At 62.6% G+C, this 11,952-nt stretch carries 11 protein-coding genes and 1 pseudogene; 8 read left to right on the top strand and 4 right to left on the bottom strand.

Annotated features, from left to right (window positions below):
• The first annotated feature begins 232 nt into the window (after window positions 1-232).
• The 4 genes and pseudogenes from BP26_RS0122145 to BP26_RS0122130 all read left to right on the top strand — a co-directional run.
• Window positions 233-886 (top strand): glutathione S-transferase family protein, encoded by a 654-nt coding sequence (locus tag BP26_RS0122145; RefSeq protein WP_029922740.1) that lies wholly within the window; start codon window positions 233-235, stop codon window positions 884-886.
• A 241-nt stretch (window positions 887-1,127) separates the two neighbouring features.
• Window positions 1,128-1,508, top strand: coding sequence for a VOC family protein (locus tag BP26_RS0122140; RefSeq protein WP_029922739.1), 381 nt, complete (start codon window positions 1,128-1,130; stop codon window positions 1,506-1,508).
• 288 nt (window positions 1,509-1,796) lie between these two features.
• The gene (locus BP26_RS0122135) at window positions 1,797-2,489 is read left to right on the top strand and encodes a CBS domain-containing protein (RefSeq protein ID WP_029922738.1); all 693 of its coding nucleotides are present in this window, start codon (window positions 1,797-1,799) and stop codon (window positions 2,487-2,489) included.
• Window positions 2,490-2,620: 131 nt separating this feature from the next.
• Window positions 2,621-3,067, top strand: a pseudogene (locus BP26_RS0122130) (pyridoxamine 5'-phosphate oxidase family protein); the annotation flags it as partial.
• 372 nt (window positions 3,068-3,439) lie between these two features.
• On the opposite strand, the gene BP26_RS0122125 reads toward BP26_RS0122130, so the two are convergent.
• Window positions 3,440-3,817 carry a hypothetical protein gene (locus BP26_RS0122125; protein WP_029922736.1) on the bottom strand — a complete coding sequence of 126 codons (378 nt, stop codon included), beginning with the start codon at window positions 3,815-3,817 and terminating at the stop codon, window positions 3,440-3,442.
• A 42-nt stretch (window positions 3,818-3,859) separates the two neighbouring features.
• Complete coding sequence (locus BP26_RS28935; RefSeq protein WP_169740764.1) at window positions 3,860-4,333, bottom strand: group I truncated hemoglobin; 474 nt, start codon at window positions 4,331-4,333, stop codon at window positions 3,860-3,862.
• A gap of 327 nt (window positions 4,334-4,660) precedes the next feature.
• Here BP26_RS28935 and BP26_RS0122115 point away from each other — a divergent pair, with 327 nt between their 5' ends.
• From BP26_RS0122115 to BP26_RS0122100, 4 genes are all read left to right on the top strand, one after another.
• A complete protein-coding gene (locus tag BP26_RS0122115) occupies window positions 4,661-5,014 on the top strand; it encodes a YciI family protein (RefSeq protein ID WP_029922734.1) in 354 nt (117 codons plus the stop codon).
• A 29-nt stretch (window positions 5,015-5,043) separates the two neighbouring features.
• A complete protein-coding gene (locus BP26_RS0122110) occupies window positions 5,044-5,625 on the top strand; it encodes a dihydrofolate reductase family protein (protein ID WP_029922733.1) in 582 nt (193 codons plus the stop codon).
• Between the two features lie 270 nt (window positions 5,626-5,895).
• Window positions 5,896-6,741, top strand: coding sequence for a hypothetical protein (locus BP26_RS29800; protein ID WP_157572696.1), 846 nt, complete (start codon window positions 5,896-5,898; stop codon window positions 6,739-6,741).
• A 969-nt stretch (window positions 6,742-7,710) separates the two neighbouring features.
• Complete coding sequence (locus BP26_RS0122100) at window positions 7,711-10,041, top strand: DUF349 domain-containing protein (protein WP_084183330.1); 2,331 nt, start codon at window positions 7,711-7,713, stop codon at window positions 10,039-10,041.
• A gap of 772 nt (window positions 10,042-10,813) precedes the next feature.
• Here BP26_RS0122100 and BP26_RS0122095 read toward each other — a convergent pair.
• Complete coding sequence (locus BP26_RS0122095; protein WP_029922730.1) at window positions 10,814-11,272, bottom strand: hypothetical protein; 459 nt, start codon at window positions 11,270-11,272, stop codon at window positions 10,814-10,816.
• Between the two features lie 393 nt (window positions 11,273-11,665).
• The coding region (locus BP26_RS0122090) for an integrase core domain-containing protein (RefSeq protein WP_029922729.1) at window positions 11,666-11,952 on the bottom strand (287 nt) is incomplete at its 5' end.

Raw genomic sequence — 11,952 nt, 5'->3', positions numbered from 1 at the left:
CCATGCAGCGACGATCCACCCTTGTCACTGCCTTTTGGACCCAAGCTGAGCTGCCACTGTAGTGCTTCAACTATTTATGCAAGACTCAATAAATCGAGTATGGGCGGCTTTCTGTGAGAGTTCGTAAAGCGTCATGTAGCTTTCATTCCCAGGCGACCGGCCTTTGGCCGGCGCCTGAAACTGTGCGTTAAGCTTCACCGACACATCAGCAGCGCAAAGGGGAGTCGCTGACATGATCACCGTTTACGGCGAAGGGAGAGGGTTCCGGGTGGTCTGGCTGCTGGAGGAGATGGGGCTCGCGTACCAGCTCAGGCCGGTGGACCTGCTGGCCGGGGTCGAGAATGACGCGGAGTTTCTGGCCATCAACCCCGCCGGGTTCATTCCCGCGATCCGGGATGGCGAGGTGACGATGGTGGAGTCGGTGGCGATCATGGAATATCTGATGGCCCGCCATGGGCCGACGCCGCTTGCGCCGGCCTCGCACGATCCCGCCTTCCCCGCGTACCAGCAGTTTCTTCATCTCGCCGAGGCCGGCCTCGCCGTCCCGCTCTACATTGCTGTCGTCGGACGCAATCCCGCGGCCGAGGCCGGGCGGCCGAATTGGGGCGCCCGCAAGGCGCTGGAAGTTTTCAAGAGCCGGCTGGGCCTGGTGACCCGGCAGCTCGCGCGCTCGCCCTATCTTGCGGGTGATGCTTTCACGGCAGCCGATATCGCGGTGACTTACGCCCTGGAGTTCGCCCAAAGAACCGGCGTCTACGCCCTCGCCGAGGCGGAGCAGGCCTATGTGGCCCGCACCAGCGGACGCGCAGCCTACAAGCGGGCCATGGCAGTCTGTCATGCCACGCGGGCATGGGCCGCCGAGGCGGCGGGCCGGTCGGGAACCTGAAGCTGCTTTCTGCCAGAATTGCCATGCTGTTTGGTCCATGATGGTGAAGCGTGCTCCCGCGCCGCTCATGAGCGCGCTGGCCCACAAGATGCTGTTTCATTGTCCAAAAGGGGGGGTTCACATGCGGTACAGACGATTTGCCGGTGCAATGGTGCTTTCCATCCTGCCGGCACTGGCCCACGCGGACGCCACCACAGCGGATTCGAGCAAACCTTCAGACAGTCACACGGGGAAGACGACCATGAGCAGAGTCACAGGTATCGGCGGCATCTTCATCAAGGCAAAGGATCCGGCGACGTTGCGGGCCTGGTACAAGAACCACCTTGGCATCGACGTCCAGGTATGGGGCGGGACGGCGTTTCGCTGGACGGATGCTTCGGGCAAGCCCACCGGCGGAACCACCGCCTGGTCCGTCGGCAATGGCGAGAACTTCGCCCCGAGCACTTCATCGTTCATGGTGAACTACCGCGTGGCCGACCTGCATGCGCTCCTGGCCGCGCTCCGTGCCGAAGGGTGCAATGTGCTGGATAAAACAGATGAATCGGAGTACGGCAAGTTCGGCTGGGTCATGGACCCCGAGGGGAACAAGGTGGAGCTGTGGGAGCCGCCTGCGGGCAAGTAACTCGGGCGTATCCCGCCGGGACTCCGCAACCCACATATAGCCGACCGTCCATCGCGGCGTGCCGGCACGCGTGCCAGACCCGGCTGGCGGGCCGCCACACCGCGCCTATTCGCTGACGGATGAGGAATGGGCGCTCTGGTCGACCGGCGCGCTTTCATCCACGGCTTCCACTTTCCCGGGTCGGATACGCGGCAGCATCCACGCCCGATCCCGCCGGCATTGACCCAGATCAAAGCGATGGCGCAATGCGGCGATCAGAGTGGAGGGACAGTAACTGCGGAGAAGCCCATGCGTGCCCTGGATGTCATGACCGACGAAGTAATCACCATCGACGTCAACGCGACGGTGGCGCAGGTAGCGAAGCTATTCATCGACCGCGGCATCAGCGCCGCACCCGTCATCGACGGCAGCGGCAAGATGGTGGGCATCATCAGCGAAGGTGATCTGCTGCGACGCGCGGAGATCGGCACCGAGCGCCGCCGTTCGTCGTGGCTGGAGTTCATCGCCTCCAACCAGAATCTTGCCGCGGAGTACGTCAAGTCGCACGCGCAAAAGGTGGGTGATCTGATGACCGCCGAGGTGATCTCGGTGGAGGAGTCGACGCCGATCAGCGAGATCGCCGAACTGCTGGAGAGCCGCCACATAAAGCGCGTGCCGGTGCTGCGCAAGGGCAAGCCGGTGGGCATCGTCAGCCGCGCCAACCTGATCCAGGCGCTGGCGACGGTCATCGATACGCGCAAGCCGGCCACGGCCGATGGCGACAACTCGATCCGCACCCTGCTGCTGGCCGAGCTGCGCGGCAAGCGGTGGGCCGGCGCCAACTCCCCCAACGTGGTGGTGCAGAACGGTGTGGTTCACCTGTGGGGCTATGTGCTGTCGGAGCAGGAACGGCGCGCCCTGCGCGTGGCCGCGGAGAACGTGCCGGGCGTAAAGGCTGTCGAAGACCACACCATCGAAACCGCACTTATGCCGATCGGCTGAAGCCTGCGGCACCTGCGGCGGCAAGGGCGCGGCGGAAGCCGCGCCCTTCGAAGGCGGTGCGGATCGATGAACCATCCCGCCGTCACGGCCGCCGTGCGGACGCTGCGCCGCTGCGGCCATGAGAGATGACCATGGACCCTGCAATCCGGCAGAAAATCGACGAGTTGCTCAAGCAGCACAGGATCATGACGCTGGCGACGCTGCGGCCGGATGGCTGGCCGCAGGCCACGACGGTGGGTTACGTCAGCGAAGGCCTCACCCTGTATTTCCTGTGCGGCACGCAAAGCCAGAAGGCGCGGAATCTCGCCCTGGACGATCGCGTTTCCCTGACCATAGACCATGACAGCGCCGACCTGATGGCGATTACCGGCCTGTCCATGGCGGCGCGGGCGCGGCGCGTGGCCGATCCCGCCGAGGTCGGGCGCCTGCTGGATCTGCTGCCGGGCAAATACCCGGAGTACTCGGAATGGCCGCTGCCCAAGCCCAGGCCCGAAGACATCTGCCTCTTCCGGGTTGAGCCGACAGTGATCTCGGTGCTCGACTACAGCAAGGGGTTCGGCCATACCGATCTGGTGACGCTGGAGGAAAGCGCTTTACAGCCTCCGATTCCGGCGGCCTGTCAATCTGATCATGCGCCCCGGGCGACCGGTCAAGCCGCCGTGCCCGGCAGTCGATCAAGCCGATGCCGTCAAGCAGGGCACGCACAGCCACGCCATCGGCCTGCCGCAAAAAAATAGCCCCGCCTAGGCGGGGCAAAGCTCAGGGTTCGGTGTGTGCTGCGTAAACAACCATGCGAGTCGTGCGGGATTCGCGGTGGCCGGTGCTATGTTCTCGGCTCGATATGTCGAAGTGCGCGTACATCATGCCCGTGTCATACCCGCGATTTCTGTACGTTTTCCAACAATTCAGCCTCCGTAGAAATCCGTTCACACTCCCCGGGCCAGGCCAGCCTAAATCCGCCGCTGGATCTGGTCGGTCCTGCGCCTGCGGACTCCGACGTCCTTGCCTCTTCTTCGCAGCTTGATCCAGTACAAGGTTGCGCCGTCCATCCATGACAGGTGTTCGAAGTCGGGGGGCGACTCCCGCTTCCGCCGATGCGCGTGGCGCGCTCCCGGCACGAGGTACATGCCCGCCCCCTCACCGCGAAGCGTGATGAATCCGGCGGCCTCCAGGTCCTTGATGGATACGGGCAGATCCGACTGTCGCAGGCCGGTGCTCAGCCAGGCCTTCTCCAGAGACGGCATATCGACGCGCAGTGTCTGGACGAATCGCAGCCGCTGCAGGATCTGCACCAAGGCCATCACACTGATGTCGGGGTCGAAGCTCATTGGTCCTGGCCCGCCTGCCCGCTCCGGGCGGCAAACGGCGCTTCAATAGCCGCCCGGCGCGCCGGTGATTTCGTTCGCGTATTTGTTGATGCGCTGGACGATGCTGTAACGCTCGTCTTCACTGAGGTCGAAATCGGACAGGGTATCGAACAAGTGCTGCACAAAGCGCTGGAAATCCGGCAGCGTGATCTTCAGCCCCTGATGGGCGTGGCTGATCGCGGTGCCGCCGTATGTCGTCGGCCCGTCGAGCGCAACGGCGAAAAACTCGACCTGCATGCGGTGCAGGCGGTCCATGCTGGTGTGCTTGAAGAACTGCGCCAGGGCGGGATCCTGCAGCACGCGCTGGTAGAAATTTTCCACCAGGACCGTAACTCCGGTGTGTCCGCCAATGCTTTCATACAGCGAACCGGCTCGCTGCCTGGACGGTGTAACGCTGCTATTCATGATGGGGCCGGGCCGTGTAGGGATGGCTCGAGATTGCCGCAAAAGACCCGCCGGTGAATTGATCCAGATCATAGGCACGGACAGGCCGGTGAGGCGCCTCCTTTTTGCCCTCCGCCTTCCCTGTTTCATGGCGCTGACCGATCTGCTGGCGGCCTGCCCGACCCGGGGGCGAACCGCTGCGCCTATTCGGTAACCGGGGAGTTGCGGGGCCGGTTTCAGCCCGCGGCAGCCGCTGGTGGCCCGCGGCTTTCGGGCAGGCCACGCAAGGCGTACAACACCGCCCCTCAAGCACAAGAACTAAAATTTTTCCGGACGACTTGTCGAATTCCGGTTGCGCCGTTCGTCGTCATAGTGAAGGCGGGACAATTGGACCGGCTGAAGACCATTTCAGGAGATGACATGCCGCAATACCTGGTTGCCATTCACCACCCCGACAACTATGACCCCTCCACGGAGGGCGAGACCATGGTCCGCGATATCGATCTGCTCAACGAAGAGATGGAGGCCGCCGGCGCCAGGTTCTTCGCCGGCGGACTGCAAGCGGCGCCCCGCGCGAAATCACTGCGCCAGCAGCTCGGCGGAGAGGTGGTCGTCACCGATGGGCCGTACATCGAGACCAAGGAACACATCGGCGGCTTCTGGATACTCGACGCGGCCAATATGGATGAGGCCGTGGCATGGGGACGCAAAGCCGTGGTCGCCTGCCGCGCGCCGGTCGAGGTGCGCGAGTTCCTCGCCATGCCAACAGAATAGAAACGCCAGCCCCGGCCACGGAGACTCGAATGAGAACGCTCAAAATCATGGAGCACGTCTCTCTGGACGGCATCCTCCAGACCTCGGATGAAGACGGCGATTTCCCCCACGGCGACTGGACCGCGCCCTATCGCAGCCCCGCCGGCCGGGAGGAACTCCTCGCCGCACACGGCGCGCGCTTCGATCTGCTGCTTGGCCGCCGCACCTACGATGGCTGGTCGGGCTTCTGGCCCAAGGCGCCGGTCAGTCCGATGGCGGACGGCCTCAACGCGGCAACAAAATATGTCGCGACCCACCGTCCGGAAAGTCTTGAGTGGGGCCCGTTCGAGGGCTTGGCACCGGACCTCGTCGAGGGCGTCCGCCGCATCAAGTCGCAGGATGGCCCGGACCTTGTCCTGTGGGGCAGCTCCACACTGATACCGACGCTGCTCGAACAGGGGCTTGTGGACGAAGTCTTGCTGATCGTCTATCCGGTGGTGTTGGGCAGGGGCAAACGCTGCTTTGGGGAGGGAACTCCGGCACGCTCATTCGAGCTCATCCGCACGAAAGCCATGCCGACCGGCGCCATCCTCAATTTCTACAAGGTCGCCGGGCCTTTGAAGACCGGGTAGTTCGACGACGCGACATCGCCGGCGAACGTGCAGCGCCGATCTGGTCCAGCGCCGCCGCGCCGCTCGAGCCATTCTGATACGTCCAGGCCATTTCATTGTCGAAACGGAAGGTGCCTCCCGCAAAGTCAAAGGGGCGACTGTTGGCCGGTTGCGCGAATGCCGGTGAAGCGCATTCAGAAGCGCACAACGCCGCGAAGGCAACGAATAAGTTGCCGAGCAGCACGCCCCCACTGCGCAAGTTGAGCCGATATTCCGGATGGTCTCAGATCAGTGCGCACGGTCGTCGCGTGGTGGCGCGTGCTGCTGGTCCTGCTGACTCTGTCGCTGCCCCTGCTGCTGCCGACCCTGTTGCTGTTGTTGACGCTGCTGGTCCTGCTGATGTTGGCCCTGCTGGTCGCGTGGTTGTTGCCGCTGCTGCTGACGCTGTTGGTCCTGCTGACCCTGCGGCCTCTCCTGCTGACGCTGCTGGTTCTGCCTTTGCTGCTGTTGACGCTGCTGGTTCTGCTGATCCTGTTGCTGCTGACGCTGCTGCTGGCGCTGCTGATCCTGCTGACCCTGCAGCCTCTCCTGCTGGCGCTGCTGGTCCTGCCTTTGCTGCTGTTGACGCTGCTGGTCCTGCTGACCTTGCCGCTGCCTTTGCTGCTGTTCGCGCTGCTGACCCTGCTGCTGTCTCTCCTGCTGACGCTGCTGGTCTTGCTGACCCTGCTGCTGAAACTGTCGCCGTGTTACAGCCTCGCGCGGATGGTAGCGGTAATTCTGAGCTTGAATCGATCGCTGTTGTTCGGCCTCGCGAGGATAACGATCGCCGGAATACTGCCGCTGATAGATCGGCAAGGGTGCTGGACGCGGGACGGAATGACGGTCCCATCGGTTCCATCCGCGCCGACGGTCTTCCCAGTCGTGGCCCCAGTGCTCACCCCACCGCGGCGGCTCGTCCTCCCGCCAGCCACGGAAATACATCGGAGGCTGACGATAGTAGCGCACCGGGATCCGCAGCACGAACAGCGGAACTTCCTCCGGACCAACCATTTGCCATGGCCCGTTGTACCAACTGCTCGCATACCAGGTATCGTCCTGGTACACCCAGTACATTCCGTCGAAAAAGAAGTAGTTTGAATCGGCCTGTGGGGCGTAGTAGACAGGATAGCCCGGTACCTGGACGAAATGCGGATAGACCGGGATGTTGATGCCAATGTTGATGCTGACTTGAGCTTGGACCGAGCCTGATGCGCAAAGCAGCAGCGTCAAGGCGATAAGGAGATGGCGCATAGTGTGTTCTCCATCCTGTAGGGTCCCGCCAACCTAAATGTGAGGCCATCAACGTGCATTGACACAAATCAATCGCAGCCATGAATCTCGACCGGTGCCTGGGGTAGAGCCGGACAGGGGCAATTGACGATGACCCTGCGCAGGTGCGCAGGCATCTGTGTCGGCATGGGCTGAATCGCGGACTTCACGAGCCCGTTGGTCGCATTCAGCCTCGGTTGGCCGCCACTTTGCAGTGGCGGGCAACCCAGTCGGATGCCAGTCGAGCGACTTCCTCCAGGTGCCCCCTGGGTCCCGACGAGGGCAGGTTCCGAGCCGTGGTGATCTGGGTCATGGTTCATGGCACGCCTGACAATAGGAGCGTTGCGGGCAAGAACCGTCAAAGAAAGGAAGCGTCAGGCGAGCGGTGCACGGCTGAGTCTGAAACACCCATGGCTCCTGGCTCGAAGCGGGCTCGACGCCGATGCCGCCCCGTTCCAATCGACCCGGTGAACATTGCCCAACTTACCGCGGACTTGCCACCGCGCCCGATTAACCAAAGTCTAATTTGGTGATACCAGAGTCAAGAAATAGTCCGCCATTGGGAGGGCCTGATACGAGTCTGGGTGGCATCCGCGGGTTGAACCTGCCTTGGTCTATTCCAAAGGAGTTTGAGCCCCCGAAAGCAGATATCCCTTGCGAATCGGCGATAAGGGGGATGTCGTTGGTCTCCTTTCAGCCGCTCGCGGCCGGCCGGCTCAAAGGTCATGAAAAAAGCAAACGATGCGGGTCTTCCAGCGCATGTAGAATACGTGGCTCCAAGTGCCGTGCAGGTCAACAATGTCTTTGTTTTCGCGCTTGTTTCGCAAGGCGCCAACGCGATCGCCGGTTCCGGCTTCAGCGCTGCAACCGGCGCCGTCCCAGCAGAACGAGAAGGGGCCTCCCAGGCCGAGTGCGGCCGATCGCGCGCTGATCGCTGCTGCCGAGGAGAGCGCTTTGCGGGCGGCCATGGATGCCCGGGATGTCCAGGCGGTGGCCCGGCTGGTGGTTGCGGGTACATCGACCAAGATTCGCCAGGCGGCGGCTGGGGCAATCGAAGATCCGGACGTGCTGCGGCAACTCATCCGCGATGTCCGCGGGGGCAATGACAAGAATGTCTACAAGGTACTGACAGCCAAGCGCGACGCCCTGCTCGAGCAGGCCCGCGAGCTGGAGCAGCTGCGCGCCAGGATCGATGAGGCGGCGGGAGCGCTCGAGCGCCACAGCCAGCGCCCGTACGATGCCTTGTTCAGCCAGAGGCTGGACCAATTCGAGAGTCGCTGGCAAGCGGTGGCGGAGCAGGCTGATCCGGAGTTGCGCGGCAGGGTCCGGCAGTGGGTCGACCGCTCACGGGAGACCGTTGCCGGGCACCTGCGCCAGATAGCGGCCCAGGCATCGCGAGAGCAGGCTGCCGCAGACGCGGCCGCGCAGGCAAGACGCCTGCGCGAGGAGCAGGCGCAGGCAACCGCCGCGGCCGCGGCCGAGCAGGCGCGGCTTGCCGGGGAGCAGAACCGTGCACTGACTGAGCAGCAGCAGGCCGAGCAGCAGGCTGCTCGCCAGATCGGCGAATTGATCCGGAAGGCGCGTGCCGCGCTGAGCGACGGCAGCACCTCCCGCGCTGCCGGGGTGCGACGGACCATCGCGGAGAAGCTGGCGGGCGCTCCGCCTCTGCCGGCCAACCTGGCCGGCCAGATCGAATCCCTCGACAAGCAGCTCGACGCGTTGAAGGACTGGAAGAGTTTTTCCGTGACGCCGAAGCGCGCGGAACTGATCCAGGAGATGGAGCTGCTCGTCGAGGCGACGCTCGATCCGCTGGCGCTCGCCGACAGGATCAAGAGTCTTCAGGATGAGTGGCGCACGCTGAGCAAGGGCGCCGGCGAGGCTCTCGAAGCCGATTGGCAACGCTTTCAGCAAGCCGCTCAACGGGCGTATCAGCCGTGCAAGGAGTACTTTGCCGCCCAGGCGCTCGTCCGCGAGGACAATCTGAAGCGTCGCGATGCCTTGCTCGCCGAGCTGACTGCTTTCGAGGCGGGGCACAACTGGGAGCAAGCCGACTGGCGTGCTGTCATCAAGGCCTTGCGGGAGACGAAAGCCGAATGGCGCAACTGCTCGCCCGTGGACCGCCAGGCCGGCAAGCAGCAGCAGGAGGCATTCGCGGCTCTCACTGAGCGTCTGCAGGGCCGGCTGGATGCCGAGTATGCCCGCAACGTGAAGCAGAAGGAGTCGCTGATCGAGCGCACCCGACAGTTGCTGGCGAGCGACGATAGCCGCAAGGCAATCGACGCGGTCAAGCAGCTGCAACAGCAGTGGCAGACCGTAGGCCCTGTGCCGCGCGAAGTGGATCAACGCCTCTGGGGGGACTTCCGCCAGCACTGCGATGCCGTGTTCCAGAAGCGCCAGCAGGAGTCTGACGCCTACACAGCCGGGCTGGAGAACAACAAGACGCAGGCACTTGCCTTGTGCGAACGGCTCGACCAGATCGCCGCTCTCGAAGGCGCCGAGTTGCTCGCGCAGGCCGGCGCAATGGCCGAATTGCGGAGTGCTTTCGAGGCGCTCGGCGAGTTTCCCCGTGCCGATACACGCGAGCTTCGCAACAGATTCGACCAGGGCCTGGATCGCTGCAAGGAGTCATTTGCGCGCCAACGCGCGCGTGACGTCGAGCGCGGCTGGGACGATCTGTTCGAAGCCGCCAACCATGTGCGCGCCTACAGGCTCGCCGCGACGCGCGGCCTGGACACGGCGCAGCTCGACATTTTGAAGAACACCGCCGAAGCCTGCATTGGCTCGGCCCAGCGATGGCCCAAGGGTGGACTCGACGCCGTGAAAAAGGGGCTCGCCCCGGAGCGTTCCACAGATCTCGCGGCGAATGAGGTAGCGCTGAAGATGCTCTGCATCCAGGCCGAAATACTGACAGAGACGCCGACGCCGCCTGAGGATCAACCGTTGCGTCGCGAATATCAGCTGCAACGTTTGGCGCAGAGCATGGGCCAGGGTCTCAGGGTTGATGAAACCCGGTTGGACACCCTGGCGATCGAATGGGTGAGTGCGGGCCCCGTGGAGGACCTTGCCTACGAGCCGCTATTGCAGAGGTTCCGGCGCTGTCGCGAGCGGGGCAACTTCAGGGGCGCATAGCGATGGCACGCAACCGCCATCCCGGGCCACGATAACGGGGGAGTCGAAGGCACCCTGCCCCGCTCCCGCTTTTTTCCGAATGAGCGTCGGGATGTCGGTTCCCGCCGCAAAGCCGCGTTCGACGACAGGCCGGTATGTGCCAGCAGTGGTCAGTCGGCATCTGAGACTCGCTGCCGAAAAGCGGACAGATAAACGGTCAACGCTCTATTGAGGCCCGACCTCTGAGGTCGGCAGGCGCGCCAAAGCAAGGGTGTCTCGGAGCGTAACCATTTCCCTTACGAACATGAGCGAGAAATATGCTGCGAGATATCCAAATGCGGTTTGAACGGAAAGAGGTCCACACAGCGCAACTGCTAGAACAACGAGCAGGGTTTTGCACACGTAGAGAAATTTGATGTAGCGACTTCCCCAAGGCGTGCTCTTGAAGGCACGCCGGACATCCAAGAGAGACGTCGTTCCTGTGAAATTGCCGGCCGCTTGCGAAATGCTTAGGTGCTGCATTAGTCCGCCTGCTGCTCCCAGAAGGGCCCCAGCGATACCCAATGGAATACGGGCACTTGCAGGAACTGAAATCAACAGAACTACTGCAACAAGCGCCCAACAGACGATGAGCAAAATATTGGTTCGAGGGGAAAGAGAAGAATGCGACTTTGGCATGACTCACCTTAATCTGATCGACTGCTAACGCGAGGCGAAGCAGTAACAGGTTCCCTATAGCTGCCGCTTGCGGCTGTCTGGAACGGCCCGAACTGCTACAGATGCCGCCAATCGACTACTGGCCCGCTTCTGCCTTCTCCTGCCAATCCGCCCACATGGCTCCCTTTGGATGCGACTCGATTCCCTGTGCGAACCAGCCCTTTATTAACCCGAGTTCATCTTCGCCAATGCTTTCTTGAAGTTCAACGGGTCCGACAAGACCAAAGCTTTGCACGGCGGGGCGAAAGCGCTGTGTGAACACTGCGGCGTCTTGCATGCCGTGGGTCCATACACACACGACAAGCACATCGTCCTTGCCGTTAGTACCGGCCACAAGCCCCTCACGAGCCATTGCCCACAGATCAACGTATCCTCGGTATTCGTCCAAGCTTGCCCAGGCCCGATCCACCGCTTGATCCTGCGTTTCGGCCTCAAAGTCTATGGACTGTCTATTCTGGCCCTTGGACACAACAACAAATGGGCAGATCAATTGGCCAGGCTCCAAAACTGAGGCCACAGCGGCGGCATGGGCCATAGTCAGACCTGCGTGTACTGCCGCCACTTCGGGAATGCTGCATTTCACAAAGCTAGGCTACCTGAAAGCCGCCACTGGCGGGCGGCCGGAGTGGACCGAAACAGAAAACGCTGCTATGGACAGCCCATTAAATTGGGCTTTTCATTGCAGTTCTTTCCTGCTTTATAGGCTGCATAGCTGAGAATGCCATAGATGGCCACTATTACGGCCAGAGCCAAGAGTGCTCCGTGCCACCATTTCATGATGGGCACTGTGCTACGTGCGAGCCTGGACACTTCAAAGCCATGCGTACCGTCCGAGTTGAGGGCGTTGGTATACGATACCCGAAACCGGTCTTTCGCCACCGGCTGCTCTGGGCCGCCTTGAGATTCCCCCAGTTTCCCGGACACCGGGTTAAGCGCTTCGCAGTTTCTCATAGGTCGCCGGGCTGATATAGCCAAGCGTCGAATGCCGACGTTGCGGGTTATAGAATCGCTCGATGTAGTCAAAGACGTCCGCCCGGGCTTCATCTCGCCAGCGGTAGTGCTTGTGAGAGGTGCGTTCGGTCTTGAGCGACGAGAAGAAGCTCTCCATCGCCGCGTTGTCCCAGACGTTTCCAGATCGGCTCATGCTGCACTGAATGCCGTTATCCGTCAGCAACCGCTGAAACTGCTCGCTGGTGTACTGGCTGCCCTGGTCCG

Source organism: Nevskia soli DSM 19509 (assembly GCF_000711955.1).
In the GTDB taxonomy this organism is placed as follows: Bacteria; Pseudomonadota; Gammaproteobacteria; order Nevskiales; family Nevskiaceae; genus Nevskia; species Nevskia soli.
The sequence above is the reverse complement of the archived record's forward strand: the minus strand, read 5'-3'. Positions and strand labels throughout refer to the sequence as shown.

Excerpts from the sequence above, each read along its gene's own strand:
- BP26_RS0122135 (WP_029922738.1), top strand. The coding sequence starts at position 1,797 with ATGCGTGCCCTGGATGTCATGACCGACGAAGTAATCACCATCGACGTC.
- BP26_RS0122110 (WP_029922733.1), top strand. The coding sequence starts at position 5,044 with ATGAGAACGCTCAAAATCATGGAGCACGTCTCTCTGGACGGCATCCTC.
- BP26_RS0122095 (WP_029922730.1), bottom strand. The coding sequence starts at position 11,272 with ATGGCCCATGCCGCCGCTGTGGCCTCAGTTTTGGAGCCTGGCCAATTG.
- BP26_RS0122140 (WP_029922739.1), top strand. The coding sequence starts at position 1,128 with ATGAGCAGAGTCACAGGTATCGGCGGCATCTTCATCAAGGCAAAGGAT.
- BP26_RS0122145 (WP_029922740.1), top strand. The coding sequence starts at position 233 with ATGATCACCGTTTACGGCGAAGGGAGAGGGTTCCGGGTGGTCTGGCTG.
- BP26_RS0122100 (WP_084183330.1), top strand. The coding sequence starts at position 7,711 with ATGTCTTTGTTTTCGCGCTTGTTTCGCAAGGCGCCAACGCGATCGCCG.
- BP26_RS0122115 (WP_029922734.1), top strand. The coding sequence starts at position 4,661 with ATGCCGCAATACCTGGTTGCCATTCACCACCCCGACAACTATGACCCC.
- BP26_RS28935 (WP_169740764.1), bottom strand. The coding sequence starts at position 4,333 with ATGATCTGGATCAATTCACCGGCGGGTCTTTTGCGGCAATCTCGAGCC.
- BP26_RS0122125 (WP_029922736.1), bottom strand. The coding sequence starts at position 3,817 with ATGAGCTTCGACCCCGACATCAGTGTGATGGCCTTGGTGCAGATCCTG.